The 21,171-nt window shown below is 64.3% G+C and carries 22 protein-coding genes, 1 tRNA gene and 2 pseudogenes; 18 read left to right on the top strand and 7 right to left on the bottom strand.

Features of this window, described 5'->3' with window-relative positions; genetic code table 11:
- Nucleotides 1–91: 91 nt before the first annotated feature.
- From trxB to GT370_RS14545, 3 genes are all read left to right on the top strand, one after another.
- A complete protein-coding gene (gene trxB, locus GT370_RS14555; RefSeq protein WP_008493901.1) occupies nucleotides 92–1,057 on the top strand; it encodes a thioredoxin-disulfide reductase in 966 nt (321 codons plus the stop codon).
- Between the two features lie 16 nt (nucleotides 1,058–1,073).
- Nucleotides 1,074–1,970, top strand: a complete 897-nt coding sequence (locus GT370_RS14550; RefSeq protein ID WP_026440748.1) for a LysR family transcriptional regulator — start codon at nucleotides 1,074–1,076, stop codon at nucleotides 1,968–1,970.
- Between the two features lie 220 nt (nucleotides 1,971–2,190).
- A complete protein-coding gene (locus GT370_RS14545; protein WP_240376600.1) occupies nucleotides 2,191–2,505 on the top strand; it encodes a DUF167 domain-containing protein in 315 nt (104 codons plus the stop codon).
- A gap of 70 nt (nucleotides 2,506–2,575) precedes the next feature.
- On the opposite strand, the gene proB is transcribed toward GT370_RS14545, so the two are convergent.
- The 4 genes and pseudogenes from proB to rplU form a co-directional block, all read right to left on the bottom strand.
- Nucleotides 2,576–3,691, bottom strand: coding sequence for a glutamate 5-kinase (gene proB / locus GT370_RS14540; RefSeq protein ID WP_270183293.1), 1,116 nt, complete (start codon nucleotides 3,689–3,691; stop codon nucleotides 2,576–2,578).
- Nucleotides 3,688–4,701 carry a GTPase ObgE gene (gene obgE / locus GT370_RS14535; RefSeq protein ID WP_008493906.1) on the bottom strand — a complete coding sequence of 338 codons (1,014 nt, stop codon included), beginning with the start codon at nucleotides 4,699–4,701 and terminating at the stop codon, nucleotides 3,688–3,690. Before obgE ends, proB begins: the two co-directional genes overlap by 4 nt.
- 90 nt (nucleotides 4,702–4,791) lie before the next feature.
- Nucleotides 4,792–5,061 carry a 50S ribosomal protein L27 gene (rpmA, locus tag GT370_RS14530; protein WP_008493907.1) on the bottom strand — a complete coding sequence of 90 codons (270 nt, stop codon included), beginning with the start codon at nucleotides 5,059–5,061 and terminating at the stop codon, nucleotides 4,792–4,794.
- A 14-nt stretch (nucleotides 5,062–5,075) separates the two neighbouring features.
- A pseudogene (gene rplU / locus GT370_RS14525) lies at nucleotides 5,076–5,389 on the bottom strand (50S ribosomal protein L21).
- Nucleotides 5,390–5,579: 190 nt separating this feature from the next.
- Here rplU and GT370_RS14520 point away from each other — a divergent pair.
- The 5 genes from GT370_RS14520 to GT370_RS14500 all read left to right on the top strand — a co-directional run bounded on the left by GT370_RS14520 (nucleotide 5,580) and on the right by GT370_RS14500 (nucleotide 9,441).
- A tRNA-Ser gene (locus GT370_RS14520) sits at nucleotides 5,580–5,666 on the top strand.
- Between the two features lie 423 nt (nucleotides 5,667–6,089).
- Nucleotides 6,090–7,313 carry a toxic anion resistance protein gene (locus GT370_RS14515; protein ID WP_168118413.1) on the top strand — a complete coding sequence of 408 codons (1,224 nt, stop codon included), beginning with the start codon at nucleotides 6,090–6,092 and terminating at the stop codon, nucleotides 7,311–7,313.
- Nucleotides 7,310–7,687, top strand: a complete 378-nt coding sequence (locus GT370_RS14510; RefSeq protein WP_008493910.1) for a hypothetical protein — start codon at nucleotides 7,310–7,312, stop codon at nucleotides 7,685–7,687. Before GT370_RS14515 ends, GT370_RS14510 begins: the two co-directional genes overlap by 4 nt.
- A complete protein-coding gene (locus GT370_RS14505) occupies nucleotides 7,687–8,622 on the top strand; it encodes a heavy metal-binding domain-containing protein (protein WP_008493911.1) in 936 nt (311 codons plus the stop codon). The genes GT370_RS14510 and GT370_RS14505 overlap by 1 nt, the downstream gene beginning before the upstream one ends.
- Nucleotides 8,623–8,625: 3 nt before the next feature.
- Nucleotides 8,626–9,441, top strand: a complete 816-nt coding sequence (locus tag GT370_RS14500; RefSeq protein WP_008493913.1) for a heavy metal-binding domain-containing protein — start codon at nucleotides 8,626–8,628, stop codon at nucleotides 9,439–9,441.
- Nucleotides 9,442–9,614: 173 nt separating this feature from the next.
- Here GT370_RS14500 and GT370_RS14495 read toward each other — a convergent pair whose 3' ends face one another.
- Entirely contained in the window at nucleotides 9,615–10,514 is a 900-nt protein-coding gene (locus tag GT370_RS14495) for an AraC family transcriptional regulator (RefSeq protein WP_008493914.1), read from the bottom strand.
- A 167-nt stretch (nucleotides 10,515–10,681) separates the two neighbouring features.
- Here GT370_RS14495 and GT370_RS14490 point away from each other — a divergent pair.
- Both GT370_RS14490 and GT370_RS14485 read left to right on the top strand, forming a co-directional pair.
- Nucleotides 10,682–10,843 (top strand): annotated as a pseudogene (locus GT370_RS14490) (aldo/keto reductase); the annotation flags it as partial.
- A complete protein-coding gene (locus GT370_RS14485; RefSeq protein ID WP_270183292.1) occupies nucleotides 10,822–11,634 on the top strand; it encodes an aldo/keto reductase in 813 nt (270 codons plus the stop codon). The pseudogene GT370_RS14490 and the gene GT370_RS14485, both read left to right, overlap by 22 nt.
- A gap of 33 nt (nucleotides 11,635–11,667) precedes the next feature.
- Here the strand turns inward: GT370_RS14485 and GT370_RS14480 are convergent, their stop codons facing one another.
- Entirely contained in the window at nucleotides 11,668–12,570 is a 903-nt protein-coding gene (locus GT370_RS14480) for a LysR family transcriptional regulator (RefSeq protein WP_039885135.1), read from the bottom strand.
- Nucleotides 12,571–12,680: 110 nt separating this feature from the next.
- Here GT370_RS14480 and GT370_RS14475 point away from each other — a divergent pair, with 110 nt between their 5' ends.
- On the top strand, nucleotides 12,681–13,844 hold the full coding sequence (locus tag GT370_RS14475) for an alpha/beta fold hydrolase (protein WP_008493917.1): 1,164 nt from the start codon (nucleotides 12,681–12,683) through the stop codon (nucleotides 13,842–13,844).
- Between the two features lie 36 nt (nucleotides 13,845–13,880).
- On the opposite strand, the gene GT370_RS14470 is transcribed toward GT370_RS14475, so the two are convergent.
- Nucleotides 13,881–14,783 (bottom strand): EamA family transporter, encoded by a 903-nt coding sequence (locus GT370_RS14470; protein ID WP_008493918.1) that lies wholly within the window; start codon nucleotides 14,781–14,783, stop codon nucleotides 13,881–13,883.
- A gap of 409 nt (nucleotides 14,784–15,192) precedes the next feature.
- On the opposite strand from GT370_RS14470, the gene GT370_RS14465 reads away from it, so the two are divergent.
- From GT370_RS14465 to tssK, 7 genes are all read left to right on the top strand, one after another.
- Entirely contained in the window at nucleotides 15,193–17,130 is a 1,938-nt protein-coding gene (locus GT370_RS14465; protein ID WP_168118414.1) for a type VI secretion system Vgr family protein, read from the top strand.
- Between the two features lie 19 nt (nucleotides 17,131–17,149).
- Nucleotides 17,150–17,455, top strand: a complete 306-nt coding sequence (locus tag GT370_RS14460) for a DUF6931 family protein (RefSeq protein WP_270183291.1) — start codon at nucleotides 17,150–17,152, stop codon at nucleotides 17,453–17,455.
- Complete coding sequence (locus tag GT370_RS14455) at nucleotides 17,392–17,742, top strand: DUF6931 family protein (RefSeq protein ID WP_270183290.1); 351 nt, start codon at nucleotides 17,392–17,394, stop codon at nucleotides 17,740–17,742. The genes GT370_RS14460 and GT370_RS14455 overlap by 64 nt, the downstream gene beginning before the upstream one ends.
- A 106-nt stretch (nucleotides 17,743–17,848) precedes the next feature.
- Complete coding sequence (gene tagH / locus GT370_RS14450) at nucleotides 17,849–19,297, top strand: type VI secretion system-associated FHA domain protein TagH (RefSeq protein ID WP_270183289.1); 1,449 nt, start codon at nucleotides 17,849–17,851, stop codon at nucleotides 19,295–19,297.
- Nucleotides 19,294–19,371: a hypothetical protein gene (locus GT370_RS21570; protein ID WP_442865543.1), complete on the top strand. Its 78-nt coding sequence runs from the start codon at nucleotides 19,294–19,296 to the stop codon at nucleotides 19,369–19,371. Before tagH ends, GT370_RS21570 begins: the two co-directional genes overlap by 4 nt.
- A complete protein-coding gene (tssJ, locus tag GT370_RS14445; protein WP_270183288.1) occupies nucleotides 19,365–19,742 on the top strand; it encodes a type VI secretion system lipoprotein TssJ in 378 nt (125 codons plus the stop codon). Before GT370_RS21570 ends, tssJ begins: the two co-directional genes overlap by 7 nt.
- A gap of 75 nt (nucleotides 19,743–19,817) precedes the next feature.
- Nucleotides 19,818–21,164, top strand: coding sequence for a type VI secretion system baseplate subunit TssK (gene tssK / locus GT370_RS14440; protein WP_442865441.1), 1,347 nt, complete (start codon nucleotides 19,818–19,820; stop codon nucleotides 21,162–21,164).
- Nucleotides 21,165–21,171 lie beyond the last annotated feature (7 nt).

Genomic DNA, 21,171 nt, shown 5'->3' with positions numbered 1-21,171 from the left:
TTGGCGCCGTCTGCCGTGTTAGATACCTTGTATCGGCGCGCACGCAACGGATATGTAATCCGGGACTTATAAGGATTGTGGATCAGCAGCGATGACTGAGGTGAAAAAGACCCGGGTTTTGATCATTGGCGCCGGCCCGGCGGGTTACACGGCGGCGATTTACGCGGCCCGTGCCAATCTGGCCCCGGTGCTGGTGGCCGGGTTGCAGCCCGGCGGGCAGCTCACCATCACCACGGAGGTCGAGAATTATCCCGGCTTCGCCGATCCCATCCAGGGCCCCTGGCTGATGGAGCAGATGGCCAAGCAGGCCGAGCATGTCGGCACCGAGATCATGTATGATCTGATCACCAAGGTCGATGTCTCCAAACGCCCCTTCATCGCCGAGACCGATGGCGGGATCGTGTTCGAGGCGGAGAGCGTGATCATCGCCACCGGCGCGCAGGCGCGCTGGCTGGGGCTGGAGTCAGAGAAAACCTATCAGGGCGGCGGCGTTTCCGCCTGTGCGACCTGCGACGGGTTTTTCTATCGCGGCAAGAAGGTCGCGGTGGTCGGCGGCGGCAATACGGCGGTGGAAGAGGCGCTCTACCTCACCCATCACGCCAGCCATGTCACGCTGATCCATCGCCGCAACAGCTTGCGCGCCGAGCGGATTTTGCAGCAGCGTTTGTTCGAGAATCCGAAAATCTCGATCATCTGGGATCATGTGGTCGAGGAGATCACCGGCACGGCCAGCCCGGCGGTGGTGACGGGGCTTAATCTGAAACACGCGACGACCGGCGAGGCCAGGCAGATCGAGGTGGATGGCGTGTTCATCGCCATCGGCCATTCGCCGACCACCGCTTTGTTCCACGGCCAGGTGCAGCTGGATGATGAGGGTTATATCATCACCCGTCCCGGCACCACCGAGACCTCCATCCCCGGCGTATTCGCGGCCGGCGACGTTCAGGACAAGATCTACCGTCAGGCGGTGACGGCGGCCGGCACCGGCTGCATGGCGGCGCTGGAGGTCGAGAAGTTTCTGAGCCATATTCCTCTGCACGTCAGCGAGGCGGCATAAAATGACCGGACAAAAAATGGATTGGGACAAGCTTCGGGTTTTTCACGCTGTCGCCGAGGCGGGCAGCTTCACGCATGCGGGGGATACGCTGAATCTCAGCCAGTCCGCCGTGTCGCGGCAGATTTCGGCGCTGGAGGAGGCGCTGGCGGTGCCTTTGTTTCACCGCCATGCGCGCGGGCTGATCCTCACCGAGCAGGGTGAGGCGTTGAACCGCACCGTGCGCGAGGTGTTCGCCAAGCTGGCGATGACCGAGGCGCTGCTGGCCGAGAGCAAGGAAAAGCCGGCCGGGCGCTTGAAAGTGACCACCACCCACAGCTTCGGCGTGACCTGGCTGGCACCAAGGCTGAAACATTTCCTCGCCGCGCATCCGGATGTCACCGTCTCGCTGCTGCTGGATGACACCGACCTGGATCTGGCGATGCGCGAGGCGGATGTCGCCATCCGCATGCATCCGCCCCGCCAGCCGGACCTGGTGCAGCGCCATCTGGGCGAGATCCGCAGCCAGATCTGGGCCTCGCCGGATTATCTGAAGGCGAATGGCACGCCGGAGAGCGCGGACGATCTGGACAAGCATAAGCTGATCCTGTTCGGCGACCGCAAGCCGCCAGTGCCGGATGTGAACTGGCTGGGCGAGCTGGGCCGCAAGGATGGCACGGCGCGGCGCGGGGTGCTGGAGGTGAACTCGCTGCAGGCGATGCTGGCCTGCATCCGGGCCGGCATCGGCATCGGCGCGGTGCCGGATTATCTGGTGGGCGATTCCTCCGGCCTGGTGCCGCTGCTCGCGGATGTGAAGAAGCCGCCGGTGGATATGTATTTCGTCTATCCGGAAGAGCTGCGGAACTCCAAGCGCGTCGCGGTTTTCCGTGACTTCCTGGTGAATTCTATTGCGGAACGCAACGGCGTGAAGGGCTGAAGTGAGGCGCGCCCTGGAGTCGTCCGGGGCGCTGCTACACCATGTTACACAAGATCAACAGGGTTACGATTTTCACACTTAAAAAATCTCTGATGTGGCTTATATACAACATATCCGGTCCCGAGAGGGGTTGGAGTGGGACTTCGGTCCCAACGTCTCCCAGACGTGAAGCCTCCCTGTTGACTTGACCCGCTGGCCATTGGCTGGCGGGTTTTTTTTCGTGCCGAAGGATGAGATGCGGTTTTGGGATGAGACGAGCCGGGGGCTGAGCCTGGCGGTGAAGGCGCAGCCGGGGGCGAGGCGGGTGGCGATTGGCCCGGTGGTGCCTGCGGCCGCAGCGCCTGGGTGGCCGCAGGCGCGGCTGAAAGTGGCGGTGAACGCGCCGCCGGAGGATGGCAAGGCGAATGAGGCGATCATCGCGGCGCTGGCGGCGTGGCTGGGGGTAAAGGCGGGAACGATTACACTGGTGGCCGGCCAGACCAGCCGCGAAAAACGCTTCCTGATCACGCCCTCGGTGCCCGTGCCCGAATTATAGAAGCGCCCGGGCCGGAAGGTCACAAAAGTTTTTGGGGTGTGGGGACTTTTTTCAAAAAGTCCCCACGTCTTTAAAAAATCACCAGATCATCGCGGTGGATGACCTCATCGCGCCCCCGAAACCCCAGCAGCCCCTCGAAATCCTCGGAACGATGGCCGGCGATGCGCGCCGCGTCCTGGCTGGAATAGGCGGTGAGGCCGCGGGCGATGCGGGTGCCATCCAGCGCCAGCACGTCCACCGGATCGCCACGCTCAAAGGCGCCGTTGACCGCCCGGATGCCCGCCGGCAGCAGCGAGGAGCCCTTGGCCAAAGCGCGGGCAGCGCCGTCATCGATGGTCAGCGTGCCCGCCGGGGCGAGGTGGCCGGCGATCCAGCTCTTGCGGGCGGAGCGGCCTTCCGGGGCGGGCAGGAACCAGGTGCATTTCGCCCCGGCGGCGACGGCGGCGATCGGGTTCTCGCGATTGCCGATGGCAATCGCCATGGCGCAGCCGGCCTGGGTGGCGATCTGCCCGGCGACCAGCTTGGTGCGCATGCCGCCGGAGGAATAGCCCGGCGGCGGCTCACCGCCCATGGCCATGATCTCGGGCGTCAGCGTCTCCACCACCGGGATATGGGCGGCCTCCGGGTCCTTGCGGGGGTCGGCGGTGTAGAGCCCGTCAATGTCCGAGAGCAGCAGCAGCGCGTCGGCCTGCACCATCTCTGCGACGCGCGCGGCCAGCCGGTCATTATCGCCATAGCGGATCTCGGCGGTGGCCACCGAGTCGTTCTCATTGATCACCGGCACGCAGCCCAGCGAGAGCAGGGTGGCGAGGGTGGCGCGGGCATTGAGGTAATGGCGGCGGTTTTCGGTGTCGCTCAAAGTGATCAGCAGCTGCGCGGCGGTGAGGTTTTTCTCCGCCAGGATTTGCGCCCAGGCCTGGGCCAGGCGGATCTGGCCGACGGCGGCGGCGGCCTGCTTCTCATCCAGCCGCAGCTTGGCGCCGCTGAGGCCAAGCTGCCGGCGGGCGAGCGCGATGGCGCCGGAGGAGACGACGATCACCTCCGCCCCATGCGCCATCAGCGCGGCGATATCCGCCGCCACGCCACGCAGCCAGGCCTCGCGCGGGCCGGCGGTTTCGGGGTCGACGATCAGCGCCGAGCCGATCTTGATGACGATGCGCTTGGCGGATTTCAGCGAGGGGATCATGCCCCGGCGCGCTCCGCCTTGGCCTCGTTGATGACATCCTGCAGGGCGCGCAGCACCTCGCGCACGCCCTCGCCGGTGACGGCGCAGATGCTCATCACCTTCGCGCCAGAGGCTTTCGCCAAAGCGGATTTGCGGGAGGAGAGCTCGCGCGGGCTCATCGCGTCGGTCTTGTTCAGCACGATGATCTCTGGCTTCTCGCTCAGCCCGCCGCCATAGGCTTCCAGCTCGCCGCGGATGGTGCGCCAGGCATCCACCACGCCGCCGGCCGCGCCATCGATGAGGTGCAGCAGCACCGCGCAACGCTCGACATGGCCAAGAAAGCGGTCACCGAGCCCGATGCCTTCATGCGCGCCCTCGATGAGGCCGGGAATGTCCGCCAGCACGAATTCCTCGGACATGTTCAGCCGCACCACGCCGAGCTGCGGGTGCAAGGTGGTGAAGGGATAATCCGCGATTTTGGGGTTGGCGCCGGAGACCGCCTTCAGGAAGGTGGATTTGCCGGCATTCGGCAGCCCGACCAGCCCGGCATCGGCGATGAGCTTCAGGCGCAGCCAGACCCAGCGCTCCTCGCCCGGCCAGCCTTTGTCGGACCGGCGCGGGGCGCGGTTGGTGGAGGTTTTGAAGCGGGCATTGCCGAAGCCGCCATCGCCGCCTTTCAGCAGCACGATGCGCATGCCCGGCTTGTCGAGATCCGCCAGCATGGTCTCGCGCTCATCATCGAAAATCTGGGTGCCGACCGGAACCTTGATGACGAGCTGCGGGGCGCCGGCGCCGGTCTTGTCCGACCCGGCGCCATTGCCGCCTTTTTTCGCCTTGAAATGCTGGGTGTAGCGGAAATCGATCAGCGTGTTCAGGTTTTCGACAGACTCGAAGATGATGTCCCCGCCCTTGCCGCCATCGCCGCCATCCGGGCCGCCGAATTCCACATATTTCTCGCGCCGGAAGGCGGTGACGCCATCGCCGCCATCGCCGGATTTGAGGAAAATTTTCGCCTGGTCGAGGAACTTCATCGGGGGAACTCAGTCTTAAAAAAGGGGCGGCCTGGGCATAAAAAAAGCCGGCTCGCGCCGGCTTTTTCGGGTGGGCGCGGGCCCAAAAACTTACTCGGCGGCCTGGGCCACCGGCTCCACGGAGACGTGCACGCGGTCATCAGCCTTGCGGGTGAAGACAACCTTGCCGTCCGCCAGAGCGAACAGGGTGTGGTCACGGCCGACGCCGACATTCAGGCCGGGCTTCACCTTGGTGCCGCGCTGACGGACCAGGATGTTGCCGGCGATGACGGCCTGGCCGCCAGCCTTCTTGAGGCCGAGGCGGCGGCCTTCGGTATCGCGACCGTTGCGGGACGAGCCGCCAGCTTTCTTATGTGCCATTGGTGAGTGCTCCTTTAAGCCGCGTTGATGCCGGAGATGCGCAGCACGGTGACGTGCTGGCGATGACCGTTCTTACGGCGGCTGTTCTGCCGGCGGCGCTTCTTGAAAATCAGGACCTTATCCAGGCGATCCTGGGCGATGACGGTGGCGGTAACCGAAGCGCCGGCGACCACGGGGCCCCAAGCTTCAGGCTGCCTTCGCCGCCGACGGCGAGGACATCAGTGAAGGTAACCGTGCTGCCGGCTTCCGCCTCCAGCTTCTCAACCTTCAGCACCGCGTCTGGCGTGACGCGGTATTGTTTGCCGCCGGTGCGGATGACTGCGAACATGGTATAATCCAATCAGGTGTCGACTCAAAACCTAGAGCGCGCCCAGGAGACCCCAGCCGCGACGAGTGGCGCGTTATAGCCGGGCCAAGGGCGCTGTCAATGCTGATTCTGCTTCCGGCACGGTTTGGTTTTTTGCAAGCCTGTTGCGGTGCGCCCCACCCTTGCCTATAAGCCCCCAGCCGAGACCCACGGAGAGGTGCCAGAGTGGCCGATTGGGGCAGTCTCGAAAACTGTTGTACGTGCAAGCGTACCGTGGGTTCGAATCCCACCCTCTCCGCCGCAGACCGTTTAACCGTTTGATTTGCTTAAATTATCTCGATTTCCCAGGGCTTTTGGCCGCCGACTGTAGCACCGAACTGTTACGCCAGAGGTCATGGAAAAGATGCCGGAACACCATGGCGGCATTGTCATTCCAACCGCCGACCAGACAGAGCCCCAAAGGCTGACCCTGCCGCCAAAATTCAGGAAGGTGACCCTTCCCGGAGGGATCTTTTGGGACGCAAATGGGTTTGCGAATATTGCGGTTTCAGGGATGCAAGGCTTGGCGGCGTTGTTACCTCTTCCGATGAGGAGGGGGTCGCGAGCCGGAGGCGCAAGCTGCTAGAGCCGCTTGGCCCAAATGAGCGTCGCGGCTTTTTGTCATTCCGAATTGCGGCCGACGTCGGTCGTGATAGCATGCTTGCAGCACTGGAGATGCAGCATGCCTGAAACGCCATCCTCGCCGCTCGACCTGTCATTGTTCGATACGGGGCCTATGTCTCTTCCCGCCGGGGAGCCTGCACCGTCCCTCCCGGCGCCCTTGCCCGAGGCGTTGGCGCCCCTACCACCGGCGCCGCGTCTGGTGGAGGTTGCGAATCTGCCGTCTGAGGAGTTTGCCGCCGCCCAGGCTCAGGCCGCCAAGATCGACTTCGCGTCCTCCACCTCGCTGATGGCCCATGGCGAGGGCGCGCTGTCAGGCATCGCGGCGTCATCCCGGCAGCTGCTCTCGGGCGTGCGGCTGGGCGATGCCGGTGAGGCCGGGCAGATTGCCGCCGCCGTGCTTGATGGCATCAAGATCCTGCGCATTTCGGACCTTCAGGCGGAAGCGGCGGCCGGCGTGCAGCGCCCTGGCCTGTTCGGCAAACTGCTCGGCGGCATCGCCCAGGCGCGCAGCGCCTTCCAGGGCTTTGCCGAAAGCCGCAAGCAGTTCCTCACCCTCATGGACCAGGAGCAGGCCAAGGCGCGCAAGACCAAGGCCGATCTCGCCGTGTCCATCCAGCTGCTGGACCAGCAGGCGGGGTCCATCCGGGAGGGGCTGTATAACCTCAAAATTGGCATCGCCGCCGGGCAGATCGCGCTGGATCGCGCCGAAGCGGAGTTGGAAGCGAAGCGCCTGCGCGCGATCGAAACACAGGAGGCCGCGGATGCCGCCGAGGTTCAGGCCTTCCGGTCGGGGATCGCGAATTTCCGCGCCAAGCTTGCCGACATGCGCGAGGCGCTGGTGGGCAGCGCCATGCTCATCCCCATCATCGCCCAGAACCGCGCCGCCGCCGAAACCCGGATGCTGAAGATTTCCAACGGCATGCTGGTGGTCATCCCGCGGCTGATGGCGGTGGCCAGCCAGGCGGTGGTGCAGGTGGAAATCCGCAACGCCGCCGATGCCGCCGCCAAGCTGGATGAGGCCAATCGGCAGATCACGCTGCTGGCCGCCAAGGGCGCGCATGACGCCGCCGTCACCGCCGCCCAGTCGCGCGGCGGCGATCCACGCAATATCGATGTGCTGGCCCAGGTGGCGGATGAAACCATCCGGACCATGAACGAGGTGATCGACATCGAGCGCGAGGCGGCGGCGCAAGAGGCCGCGCGGGAGCAGAAGCTGGCCGAGATCCGCGCCAAGCTGGTGATCGGCATGCAGGGGGTGAATGCGCGGGTGTTGGAGACATGAGCGAGAATTTCGACCTCCAGGCGGCATGGCTGCGGCGCTTTTCCGCCGATGCCGCCTCCCATCTCGGCGCCTTCGCCCATCGCCTGGCCGAGGCGCTGCCCGGGCAGGTCACGATCCATGAGAAGAAGGGGCTGTTTGCCAGGTCCGGCACCGTCACCGGTGTCACGCTGGAGCTGGGCGAGAGCCGTTACAAGCTGGAGATCGTCAACGGCCATCTGGTCGCCAGCATCGCCATGGTGGTGCGCGGCATTACGCTGAACACCAAGACCATCGATGCCGCCGAATGGTTCGCCCGGCTGCGGGCCGAAACCGAGAAAGCCTCGGCCCATGCCCAGGCGCTCAGCGCCTCCCTGCAAGCCTTCATGGTGTCCTGATGGGGCTGTTCGATTTCATCAAGGGCAAGACGGCGGACCAGAAACTGGCCGAGGCGCAGAGTGCCCGCCGCCAGGCGGACATTCTCAACAGCGTGCAGACCGGGCGGATTCCGCGCGACACGCTTGCCCGCCTCACCGAGACCGCCGAAGGCCGTAAGCCCTGGATGGCGACGCTGACGCCGGCTGAGCTGCGGCTGGCGCGCTCCCACGGGCTGAAGCCCATCGCCGCCATCTCCGCCACCTGCTGGCTGCATTATGGCTGGTCCTGGACGCTGGGCCACGCGCAGGGCTGGGAGACGGCGCTGAAACGCCTGGCGGATGAGGCGCGCGCCTGCGGCGCCAATGCGGTGCTGGATGTGAAGATGCGCACCATCCCGCTGGATGTGGACAGCTCCATGGATTTCTCCCTGACGGGGACGGCGGTAAAACTGGAAGGCCTGCCGCCCTCTAACGATCCGGTCATCGCCACCGTCCCGGCGCTGGAATTCGTGAAGCTGTTGGAGGCCGATGTCGTGCCGACAGGCATTGCCATCGGCGCCCATTACGAATGGCTGCGTGACTGGCGCGGTTACGCCGCCAATCCCAGCTTGTGGTTCAATGTCGAAGCCAGCCAGCTTTCCGGCTTGTGGGAGATTGTGCGCCGCAAGGCGCACGCCAATCTGCGCGAGACGGCGCGGCCACGGGGGAATGGTGTGCTCGCCCATGTCAATTTCTCCCAGATGTTTGAGGTGGAGCGCGACTATGGCCAGCAAAAAATCAAGGAATATCTCGCCCGGCATATTGTGGTGGCGACCACGGTGGATGCCCGCCGCGGCACCAAGTTGCCGCATGATGTCGTGATGATGGTGGATATGCGCGACGGCCTCTCGCCCCTGACCGGCACTGCCGCGCACCATCAATCCTACGCCACGAACCAGACTGACGGAGCCATCTGAATCATGACCTTGAATTTGCCTTTGCACGCGCAGGAACGCCTGAAAGGGCTACGCTCCTCGGCCCATTCCACCGGCGTTTTCACATCCGATTTCTCGGTCAATGAGTTTCTGCTGGTCCGCAAGGCGGGTTTCGAGCCGATTGGCCTTTGCGTGGGCTCCTGCGTTTACCATGTCGGCGTTCAATATTCCTCCTGGGGCAAGAACCAGGAGATGGAGGTGCTCTCCAAGGCCATGTACCATGCCCGTGAACTGGCCATGAGCCGGATGCGCGCCGAGGCCGCCGCCATGGGGGCCGATGGCATTGTGGGGGTGAAGCTGACCATCAAGCGGCTGGAATGGGATGAGCATCTTCTTGAGTTCATCGCCATCGGCACCGGGGTTGTGCATGGCGAGGGCCATAAGGGCTTTCGCGCTCATGATAACGGGCCGTTCACCTCGGATCTCTCAGGCCAGGATTTCTGGTCGCTGCTGCATGCGGGCTACCGGCCGGTGGAAATGGTGATGGGCTCCTGCGTCTATCACGTGGCGCATCGCGGCGTGCTCTCCGGCCTTGGCGCGGTGGGGCGGAATGTTGAGCTGGAGAACTTCACCGCCGCGCTCTACGAAGCCCGCGAAATCGCCGTCGAGCGCATGCAGCATGAGGCCGCTTCGGCGAAGGCGGAGGGTGTCGTGGGTGTCGATATTCATGAAGGCAGCCACAACTGGCAACCGCATGTCATCGAATTCTTCGCCATTGGTACGGCGGTGGTGCCGCTGGCGGCCGAAATCGCCCCGGAGAAAATCCCCGACCCGATGATGGTGCTTTCCGTCAACGATTAGAGTATATGCCGAGAAAAGCGCGTAGGAATGATAATCGTCGCATGACTGCGAACCCGGAGGGTCGCCTTTACGGGCAATTGGCTCCGTTCGTCGGTTGGCCTATTCCTCTCATAGGCGAGGTTATGCTGCCTGAAGACTTTGGTGAGATCTTGAGGCGTATAGTTACGTTGAACTCAGACCATCACTGCCAGGCCCGGCGAAGCGCGCAAGCGGGCTATGTCGCGTGCCGGGGGCTCTCCAAAATGGCGGCGATATTCGCGGCTGAACTGCGTCGGGCTTTCATATCCCACGCGGTAGGCGACGGTCGTTACGTCCAGGTCCTGGACCAGCATCAGGCTGCGCGCATCTTGCAGCCTGAGTTGCTTCTGGAATTGCAGCGGCGTTATCGCCGTCACGGCGCGGAAATGCTCATGCAGACTGGAGGGACTCATGCCGACTTCCGCGGCGAGCCTCTCGATGCTGAACCGTTCGCGGAAATTCTTGCCGATCCAGGCGATCGCCCGGCCAATCTCGGCCACGCGGCCCTGGCTGGCGGTGATGTGGCGCATCCGCGCGCCATCTGGCCCCGCGAGCAGGCGATATAGAATTTCCTGCTCGGCAAGCGGCCCGAGCACGGGCAGTGCGGCCGGATCGTCCAAAAGGCGCAGCAGGCGGAGGGCCGCGTCGAGCAGGGACGCGCTGGCGTCGGAAACGGTCTTGCCCGTCGGCACCGAAGCGGCGCCGGGCGGCAGCGGCACACGCAGGGTCAGGTTTCCCAGCATCACCGGATCGAAATCGAGATACAGGCAGAGATAGGGCTTGTCCGGTCTCGCCTCCACCACATGGCCGAGCGCTGGCAGATCGTAGGTCACGATCCCATAGCGCCCCGGACTATATCGGAATAGGTGCTCGCCCATCGTGACGTCTTTGCGCCCCTGCGCCACAAGACATAGTTGCGGCCGGTAGACATTCGGCATCGGCATCGTCACCGTGGAGGAGCGAACGAGTGTCAGGCGCTCCATCGCGGTCGCCTGGAACCCGTCCTGCGAGGTGTGGCGTGCAATGACAGCCGCGATATCAGCCAGCGCTTCCATGGGCTGAGCATCGCATGCACATGCGAGAGCGACAATGCGGAGCCCGGCTTCTGGAGGATTGGGCAAGAAACTCGGCGCATCAGGCTAACCGCTCAGCATCATCACACCTCAAACTATGAGAATCGCCCAAGGGACGGCCGTTTGGGCGCGGATAAATTGGAGCCTGCATGATGAGTGACAAGATAAGCCCACCCGCCGTCGCGCTCGGGACCTGGGCCTGGGGCGATAGCGGCGAGGCCGGGGACGGCTATTTCGGCAGCAGCCTCGCGCTGGACGGTCTGGAGGAATTGGTCGCGAAGGCGTATGCGTGCGGTTTCACCTTCTGGGATACTGCCCGCGTCTACGGCATGGGCCGTGCGGAAACCCGTCTCGGACAGGTTTTGATGCGCTTCCCCGCGGCGACTATCAGCTCTCTACGAAGTTTACGCCGCAGGCGGCGGGACGCGGTGACGACCCGGTGGCGGAGATGCTGGAGCAGAGCCTGGCCAGCTTGAATACCGATATAATCGACCTCTATTGGATTCATAATCCTGCCGACGTCATGCAGTGGACGCCGCACCTGATTCCTTTGCTGAAGAGTGGAAAGGTCAAACATGTTGGCGTCTCGAATCACAGTTTGGACGATCTAAAGCGCGCCGATCAGATCCTCGGCGAGGCTGGATTCCGGGTCGGAGCCATCCAGAACCATTACAGCCTGCTCTATCGCAACCCCGAACATGCCGGCATCCTGGCGCATTCTCGTACCCTCGGCATTCCCTTCTTTGCCTACATGGTGCTGGAACAGGGCGCCTTGACCGGCCGATATGGTCCGGCGAACCCGCTGCCAACAGGCAGCAGGCGGGCGGAAATTTATAATGGCATGCTGTCTCGGGTGGAAGCGCTGACGAATAAGCTCACCTCCATCGGCAAGACGCATAATGCAGTGGCCGCCGAAATCGCGGTCGCCTGGGCCATCGCCAAGGGGGCCGTTCCGATCATTGGCGTAACCAAGCCTCAGCATGTCGGGGGCCTGGTCAGAGCCCGCGACATTGCGCTTACCGGTGAGGAGATCGCAGATCTGGAGGCCGTGGCCGACGCTGCCCAAGTGAACACACGAGGCTGGTGGGAAAAGGAAATGTGATGAGCAGCCCTGCTGCAGAAGAATTCTTCGCACTCACATCCATGAAGCGTTTTTGCCAAACCAATCGGCGAGAAACGCAATCAGCCGGCGCAGCTTTGCGGGGACGAGCGATGCTGATGGATAGACGACATGAATATCAAGGCTTTCGGTCGTGTAGTCCGGCAAGAGCTGCTCCAGCCGGTTCGTCTGGAGATATTCGGAAAAGACGAAAGCCGGCCCATAAACAATGCCCGCTCCCGCGAGAGCGGCGTTCAAAAGAATATCCATGTTATCCGCGGCAATCTTTGCCGTCCCGGAAATCTTGCTGGTTATGCCGTTATGATCGGTAAAACACCAATCGCCAATCGTGGTGGCGCGGCTAAAGGCGAGGCGGTCAAAATTCCGCAAATCAGCAGGGTTTTGCGGGCGCCCTTTTTTGGCGATGTAAGAGGGCGAGGCGCAGGCTAGCATGTTTGTGCGCGCGAGTTTTCGCGCGACGAGGCTTGAATCCGCAAGGCTGCCGATCCGGATCGCCAGATCAAACCCGCCGGCGACAAGATCGGTGATCTGGTCGGTCAAACTCAGCTCAATTCTTAAGCCAGGATACTGCCCGATGAAGGCCGCCAGTGGCGCGCCCAAATGCCGCGGGCCAAAGCTGGCGGGGGCTGCGATACGCAACAGGCCACGCGGTTCGTCCTGTAGTTGCTGGGCGGCATTGTCGGCGTCTTCCAGGGATTCCAAAATCTTGCGGCTGCGATGGTAATAATCCTCGCCAGCCTCGGTCATATGCAGCTTTCGCGTCGTGCGGTGGAGGAGGCGCACCCCGAGCGCCGCCTCCAGGGCGGAAACATGCTTGCCCGCCATGGCCGGCGTCATCCCGAGTGCGCGCCCCGCCGCGGCCAAGCTCCCCTGCTCAACGGTCGCGACAAAAACTGAGAGGCTTAACAGCCGGTCCATGTTGATTCGATCACCTTATTATCGAGTGTAGCTCACCATAACGGGATTATCGTTTAAATGGGATACTCTTATCGTCCTGGCTAGATTTCATGCATAGAAAGGACATCGACATGCTGGTCTCCGCGAACGGTATCACGCTCCACGCCGAAACGGCGGGATATGGTGATTTGACGCTGGTATTTCTCCCCTATTTCGGCGGCACGGCGCGCAGCTGGGCGCCCGTCATTGAGGCGCTGCCTGGTTGGGTTCGCAGCATCGCGCTGGATCTGCGGGGGTGGGGCGGTTCAGACCGGCCGGATACAGGCTATGATATCGCGACATTGGCGGATGACGTGCAGGCCGCCATCTCAGCGTTAGGGTTGCGGCGTTACATCCTGGTCGGCCACTCCATGGGAGGAAAAATAGCCCAGCTGCTGGCCTCGCGCCGCCATGCGGGGCTTGAGGGGCTGGTGCTGGTGGCGCCTTCGCCCGCGCAAGGCAAAATACTTTCCGATGCCGAACGCGAAGGCATGGCGGGGGCGTATAATAGTGCCGAAGCCATCTCCTGGACGATCGATAACATCCTGGCTGGATCAAAGCTGAAGCCGGAATGGCGCGCGCAGATCATCGCCGACAGCTTAGGCGGCAGCGCCGCGGCGAAAGCATTCTGGCCGGCTTGCGCCATTGCCGAGGATGTCAGCGCCGAGCTGCAATCGATCAATGTCCCGGTTCTGGTTTTGGGCGGTGAATTGGACAAGGTGGACAGCATCGAGATGTTGCGGACAATCGTGCTTCCGGCATTGCCCGCCGCGAAATTGAAAATCATAGCCGGCGTCGGACATCTCATTCCTTATGAAGCGCCTGAAGCGTTGGCGCGGCTGCTTCGTGCTTATATTTCCGAATTGAAACTTGGCGAGCCGAAGCTGACCTTGCAGCCGGAAGATTTCGCCAGCAGGTTTGATCAGGCATTTTGTAGAGGAGACCTGGATGGGTTGATGGCGCTCTTTTGCCAGGATGCCATGATGCGCATGACTGACGGTACGCTCGTCAACGGCGCCACAGCCTTGCGTAAAGCCCTTGGCGACCTCATTGCAACGGCACCGAAGCTGCGTAACAGCATCCGCCGGATGATTGTAAATCAGAAGACCGCCTTGTTGCTGCTCGACTGGGAGCTGTGTGTCGCACAACCGGGTGGACAAGACATCGTCCAGCGAGGGACCGCGACGCAGATATTGGAGTGCTGTCCCGATGGACATTGGCGCTTACTGATTTCCAATCCTTTAGGGATTGCATGACCAGCCCACATATGAAATGGCGCGCTGATACGGAATTCAGAGCGGCCGGCGCCGGGCCATTCCCGCCTGCAGGCGCGGATAGAACACGCTCACCGCCAGGCCGCAAATGACCAGCAGGGCCGCGCCCAGCTTCCAGGCCGGCATCGGCTCGTGCAGCCATAAAACCGCGCTGCCCATGCCAAAAACCGGCACCAGCAGCGCCATCGGGGTAATGGTGGCCGAGGGGTAGCGGGCGAGCAGCATGCCCCAGCAGGCATAGCCGAACCAGCTATTGCCGACGGCTTGCCAGATCAGCGCCGCCCAGCCGCCCAGCGTGGCGTGGCTGACGGCATGAGCCATCGCCGCCGGGCCTTCGGTGAGCAGGGACAGGCCCAGCAGCGGCGGCGCCGAAAACAGGCTGCTCCAGGCCACGTAGGCGAGAAAATTATCCGGCCGTCCTTCGCGCGCGACGATATTGCCGCTGGCCCAGCAGCTGGCCGCCATCAGCACCAGGGCCAGGCCAAGAGGCGTGGTGTGGCCATTCACATGCGCCGCGATCACCAGAATGCCGGCGATGGCCAGCAGGCAGGCGACAATCTGAAAGCCGCGCAGCCGTTCGCCATTGCGCAGCATCGCCAGGAAGATGGTGATGAACACCTGCACCTGGATGACCAGCGAGGCCAGGCCGGGCGAGATATGCCCGCTCAGCGCCAGAAACAGCAACCCGAACTGGCCGGTGCCGATCAGCAGCCCGTAGGCGGCGAGGTTGCGCCAGCTGACATTGGGGCGGGGCAGCAGAAACACCAGCGGCAAGGCGGCGAGGGTGAAGCGCAGCCCGGCGAAGAGGAAGGGCGGAAACTGCTCCAGCCCCAGCCGCGCGACGACGAAATTGCTGCCCCAGATCGCCATCACCGCCAGGGCCAGCAGGGCATGCCGCAGGCTGAGTGTCGTATGGTGCATCCGCAATCCCCCGTTGAAGCCGTTTTGCGCGTCGGCATGTGGATTTAGCGCAGGTTCGGCGGGCAGGGGGAATGGGACCGCGCGCAGGGCTCGCCTGCGCGCGGCGCGAGATCCTGATGTCAGGGACGCAGCTACCGCAAACGGAATTGCGGACGGCCTGGCGCCGCCGCGGGGCCGCGATGATGGCCAGCCTACGCCCGCGCGGGTCGTTCCGGCTTGCCGACAAATCCCCGCCCCGGGCATGGTGATATCATAATGAAGGTGATAGCATCGCCCCGCTCAGCCTTGCGGCTGTGCAACATTTGGGGAAATGTTCGGAATCAGGCATTGCGGGCCAAGCCGGGCCCCGCGCGGCCGGGCTGGAGGCGGTCTCGCCGTTTCCGGGACGACAGGAACGGATGGGTGGGTCATGGGCGGAGAGTTAGATTTTTTAACGATCACGACGCCGTTGCCGGATGCGAGCTTCGGGATCGCCGCCGTCAATGGCAGCGAGCGCTTGAGCCGGCCCTTCCAATATACGGTCCAGCTGCATTCCGGCAGCGCGTTGCTGGATGCGAACAGCCTGCTCGACAAGGCGGTGACGGTGAGCATCGCGGCGCCGGATGGCGGCGCGGCCAGCCGCTACATCTCCGGCCTGGTCAACGCCGTGCGGCAATTGCCCTCGCAATCCACCACGCTGTGGCAATATGAAATCAGCGTCGTGCCGAAGCTCTGGTTTCTGAGCCAGACCATGGATTGCCGCTTCTATCAGAAGCAATCGGTGCTCGACATCGTCAAATATGTGCTGGGCAAATTCAGCGTCGCGGTCAGCGACAAGACCAGCGGCAGCTTTCCCGTGCGCGATTATGTGGTGCAGTTCAACGAATCCTATCTGCATTTCATCCAGCGGTTGATGGAAGATGCCGGGATTTTCTATTTTTTCACCCATAGCGAGGGCGCCCACACGATGGTGCTGGCCAACGCCAACACCGCCTTCGCGGATATTGCCGCGCCGCAGATCTATCTCGATGAGACCCATGGCGGGTTCGGTGTGCTGAATAGCTGGCACCGGATGGACCGCACGGTGATGGGCAGCGTGCGCCGGGATGATTACAACCCGGTGACGGATACGCTCGCCCCCGGCGCGATCACCGGCACCGAGAGCACGGTGCTGCAGGCCTCCGCCGCTTCGCAGCGCACCCATTATGGCTGGCCGGCGGTGCGCGATGCCACAAGCAACGCCAAAACCCTGGCCAAGACCCATATGCTGGCGGCGGAAGCCGGGGCGCAGCTTTATACCGGCTCCGGCCAGGTCGCGGATTTCATCGCCGGCGGCAAATTCACTTTGATGAACGACCCCGCCACGGGGGCCGGCACGGAATATGTTATCCAGTCGCTCGGGCTGCATGTGGTGGACAGCAAGGCCGGCGGCCAGGGCGGCCACCGCGCCTCGATTTCCGCCAGCATCGTCGCCTTCCCCTCCAAGACGACCTACCAGGACGAACCCGCCTATGCCGCGCCGGTGATGGCGGGGATGTACAGCGCCATCGTCATCGGGCCGAAGGGCGAGGAGATCTACACGGATGATCTCGGCCGCATCCAGGTGCAGTTCCCCTTCGACCATGAGGGCGACATCACCACCGATAAAACCCTCTGGGTGCGGGTGATGCAGGGCTGGTCCGGGAATAACTGGGGCAGCCAGTATATTCCGCGCATCGGCATGGAGGTGGTGGTCTCCTTCCTGGAAGGCGATGTGAACCGCCCGGTGGTGGTGGGCTGCCTGTTCAACGGCAATAACAAGCCGGTTTTCGCCGCTTCCGAGAAGAACAAGAGCGGCCTGCGCACGCGCTCCACCATGCAGGGCGGCACCGCGAATTTCAGCGAATTCTCCATCGACGATACCAAGGGCAGCGAGGCCGTGTATCTGCATGCGGAGAAGGACCTCAATATCGAGGTCGAGAACGACCGCAACGTCACCGTCACCAAGGACGAGACGGTGAAGATCGACGGCAAGAAGACCGACACGGTGAAGCAGGATTTCACCACCACCGTCTCCGAGGGCAATAAATCCACCACGGTGAGCCAGGGCAATGAATCGCTGGATGTCAGCGTCGGGACCATCACCCATAAGGCCGGGCAGTCGATCACGCTGAAGGTCGGGGGCAACTCGATCGTCATCGATACCAGCTCGATCACCCTCACCGTCGGCCCCAGCTCGGTGAAGCTCACCGCCTCCGAGGTGGATGTGAAGGGCATTCAGGTGAATGTCACCGGCCAGGCGCAGACGGCGGTGAAGGGGGCGATCGTGCAGGTCTCCGGGGATGGGATGCTGGAGCTCAAGGGCGGCATCACCATGATCAATTCGTGACGCGGGGAGGGCACATAAAATGAGTGCTGCGACGCAGAGCAAATTATCCGCCGCCGCCCTGCCGGTGGTGCTGCAGCGCGCGGATCTGCAGGGGCCGGCGCTGGCCAGCGTGGACGGGCTGGAGAGTGTGGAGGCGGTGGTTGCCGCGCTGGCCCAGGCGGGGTTCGGGATTGAGGCGACGCGGGTTCTGGCCCATGCCCTGCCCAAGCGCGAGGCGGTCTGGTGGGCCTGCATGTGCGCCCTGCACACTGCCCGGCGGCGTTGCCGGAGCCGGACCGCAAGGCGCGCGAGCAGGCCGAGGGCTGGGTGCGCCAGCAGGGCATGACCCAGGCCCGGGCGGCGATGGATGAAGCCCGGCGCGCCGGCTTTCAAAGCCCCGAGGCCTGGGCCGGGGTGGCGGCATTCTGGAGCGGGGACTCGCTGGCACCGCCGGAGGCGCCGGCGGTAACGCCGCCGCCGCATCTCACCGGCATTGCGGTGGCGGGGGCGCTGGCCCTCGCCTCGGTGCGCGGCGATGCCGCCCGGCAGCCGCAGCGCCTGGCGATGTTCCTGCAATCCGCCCAGGATATCGCCGCCGGCGGTCCGGGCCGCCTGCCGCCGGAGGCGCCATGACCCTGACCCTTTCCATTCTGCGCTGCCCGGATGCGGTGCCGCCCGAGACCAAGCAGCTCTCCGGCGGGGAATTCCGCATCGGCCGGGGGCTGATAATGACTGGATCATGCCGGATCCTGACCGGCTGCTCTCCAAGCGCCATTGCGTCATCGCCTTTCGCAATGGCGGCTGGGCGATTGCGGATATCAGCACCAACGGCACCTTTCTGAACCACGAGCCCGAGCCGATCGGCAATGGTCAGATCCGCGCGCTGCGCGACGGCGACCGGATCCGCTTCGGCGCCTATGAGATTGAGGCCAGGGTCGAGGACGGGCAGGGATTCGGGGCGTCCAGCTTCGGCAAGGCCAGCTCGCCCTTCGATGATCCGTTCGGTGGCGATGTGTTCGCGCCACCACCACCGCCGCCCGCCAACAGCTTCACCAGCGCCGCCTTCGGCCCGAATGACCCGCTCTTTGGCGGCCCGCCGCAGCCCCCGTCGGTGCAGATGCCCGACCGGTTCGACCCGCTGGCCGGGCCGGAGAGCGATTTCCTCGGCGCACCGACCCAGCCTGACCACACCCCCTCCTTCAGCGACGCCTTCCGCCCGCCCGCCGCCCGGCAGATGCTGCCGGAGGATGATGATTGGGACCTCTCGCCGCTGCCCGGCCAGCAGCCAGCCCGGCCGGCGGCACCTCCGGCCTTCACGCCGTCGCCCCAGGCGCCGGCGCCGGAGTCCTGGGCGTCCACCCCGTCCCCGTTCGAGGCAACGCCCCCTGCCGCGCCATTTGCGCCGTCGCCCGTCGCGCGACCTTCCATGCCGCCGCCGCTGCCCCCGCGCCCGGCGCCGGAGGCTGCCAACCCCTTTGCCGAGCCGGCGGATCATCGCCCGCCACAAGCTGCGCCAGCCCCGCTGCCGGAGCCCCCCCGCGCGGCGGCGCCGATGCCGACCTCGCCTGTCACGGCCCAGGCGCCCGCGCCGGGTGGTGACGCGTTGATGGCGGCCTTCCTGCGCGGCGCCGGGCTGGAGGGTAGCACTCCAGCCAATCCCGAGGCGCTGATGCAGGCGCTGGGCGCCACCTTCCGGGCTGTCGTCTCCGGCATCCGCCAGGCTTTGATCGCGCGCGCCACCATCAAGGGCGAATTCCGCATCGAGCAGACGATGATCCGCGCCCGTGGCAACAACCCGCTGAAATTCTCCGCCGATGACGATGACGCGCTGACCGCCCTACTGGGCCTCGGCCGGCGGGTGGATATGGGCCCGGATGCGGCGGTGAACGACGCGCTGCGCGATATGCGCCTGCATGAGCTGGCCACCATGGCGGCGATGCAGGATGCGGTGCGGGCCTTGCTGGCCCAGCTCGACCCGGCGAAGCTGCAGGTGGAAGGCGGCATGGCGTTGCTGCCGGCGCAGAAAAAGGCCCGTGCCTTCGAGGCCTATGAGAAACTTCACGAAACCATCACCCGCGCGCTGGCTGATGATTTCGACAGCGTGTTCGGCAAATCCTTCGCCCGCGCCTATGAAACCGCCTTGCGGGAGGTTTCGGCCCGCGACCCCGGACCAGGAGAGATGTCATGAAACGTTCGGCTTTCCTCGCCGCCTGCCTGGTGCTCGCCGGCTGCGCCGCGCCGCCGCCCCGCCGCCGGTGCTGACGCTGAATATCGCAGGATCCGCCGGGCAGAATCCCGATCCCGCCGGTCAGGGCACGGCGGTGGCGGTGCGGGTCTATCAGCTCGCCGCCAGCGGCAAGTTCCAGGCGGCGGATGTCTATACCCTCACCGGCAATGAAACTGCGGCGTTGGGCACGGAGGCGCTGGGCGGTTCCGCGCAATATATCGTTTCACCCGGCCAGAAGCTGACGGAAACGATCAATCTGACGCCGGGGACGACCACGCTCGGCGTCGCGGTGCTGTTCCGGGACATCAATCATTCCACCTGGAAACTCACCGCCCCGGTTGCCGCGCATGGGCCAACCGTGCTGACACTGCATATAAACGGGCTGACCGCATCCCTTGGCGGATGATGCGCAAGCCGTAATAATGACGCGGCGCCTCCGGGTGCCGTGTTTGGGAGATTTGAAGATTATGCGAGCCGCTTCGTGAGCTGGACCAACCGCGTCATCTGGCAGGAGGGCATGTTCCTCCGCTCCCAGCATTTCCAGCAGCAGGATCGCTGGTTGGAAGCAACGTTGCGCGGCCGTGTCGCGGCGCTGCGGTCGCATGGCTGGGGCCTGACCCAGATGATGCTGGACCGCGATCTGCTCGGCACCGGGCGTTTCGCCCTCTCCAGCGCCGCCGGCTTGTTCGAGGACGGCACGCCCTTCAGCCTGCCCGGCGAGGCGGACCACCCCGCCCCGTTCGAGGTGCCGGAAAATACCCGCGGCGTGCTGATCCATCTGGCGCTGCCAGTGCAGCAGGCCGGCGCGGTGGAGATTGCCGCCGCCGATGGCAGTGCCGAGGGCCGCTACAAGGCGCAGAGCTTCGAGGCCTACGACACCCATTCCGCCTCGCCGCAGGCGGCGGAATTGCTGATCGGCCGGCTGAAGCTGCGCTACCTGCTGGATAGCGATGACCGCGCCGGCTATCTCTGCATTCCCGTCGCGCGGATCATGGAGGTTTCCTCCGACAAGCGTGTGACGCTGGATGAGAACTGGCTGCCCCCCGCTCTGGCCTGCCACGCGGTGCCGGGCCTCTCCGGGCTGGTCACCGAATTCGCCGGCATGATCAACCAGCGCGGCGAGGCGCTGGCGGCAAGGGTGAATGCGCCGGGTGCGCGCGGTGTCGCCGAGGTGGCGGATTTCATGCTGCTGCAGGCGCTCAATCGCTGGCAGGCTTTGCTGCAGCATTGGGCCGATGCCGCGAATATCCATCCCGAGACGCTCTATACCGCCTATGTGCAGATGGCCGCCGAATTCGCCACCTTCACCGAGGGGCAGCGCCGCCCGAACAAATATCCCGGCTATCGGCATGAGGATCTGCAACGTTCCTTCGCCCCGGTGATCGCGGATCTGCGCCGCGCGCTCTCCTCGGTGATTGAGACCAACGCCACGGCGATCCCGCTGCAGGAGCGCCGGCACGGCGTGCATGTCGGCCCGATCAATGACCGCAATATTCTGCGCGCGGCGAATTTCGTGCTGACGGTGCAGGCCGATGTGCCGACCGAGACGATGCGCCGCCTCTTCCCCGCCCAGGTGAAAATCGGCGCGGTGGAGCATATTCGCGAGCTGGTGAATGTGGCGCTGCCCGGCATCGCCGTGCGCCCGCTGCCCGTCGCCCCCGGCAGATCCCGTTCTATGCCGGTGGCTCTTATTTCGAGCTGGACCGCAACAGCCCGCATTGGCAGCAGATGCAGACCTCGGGCGGCTTCGCGATCCATGTCTCCGGAGAATTTCCTGGCCTGCGCATGGAGCTTTGGGCCATCAAAGGGTGAGCGCGCGAAGCGCTGAGGGAGAG

The sequence above is a fragment of the Acidocella sp. MX-AZ03 genome, assembly GCF_027626035.1.
Taxonomy (GTDB): Bacteria; Pseudomonadota; Alphaproteobacteria; order Acetobacterales; family Acetobacteraceae; genus Acidocella; species Acidocella facilis.
The sequence above is the reverse complement of the archived record's forward strand: the minus strand, read 5'-3'. Positions and strand labels throughout refer to the sequence as shown.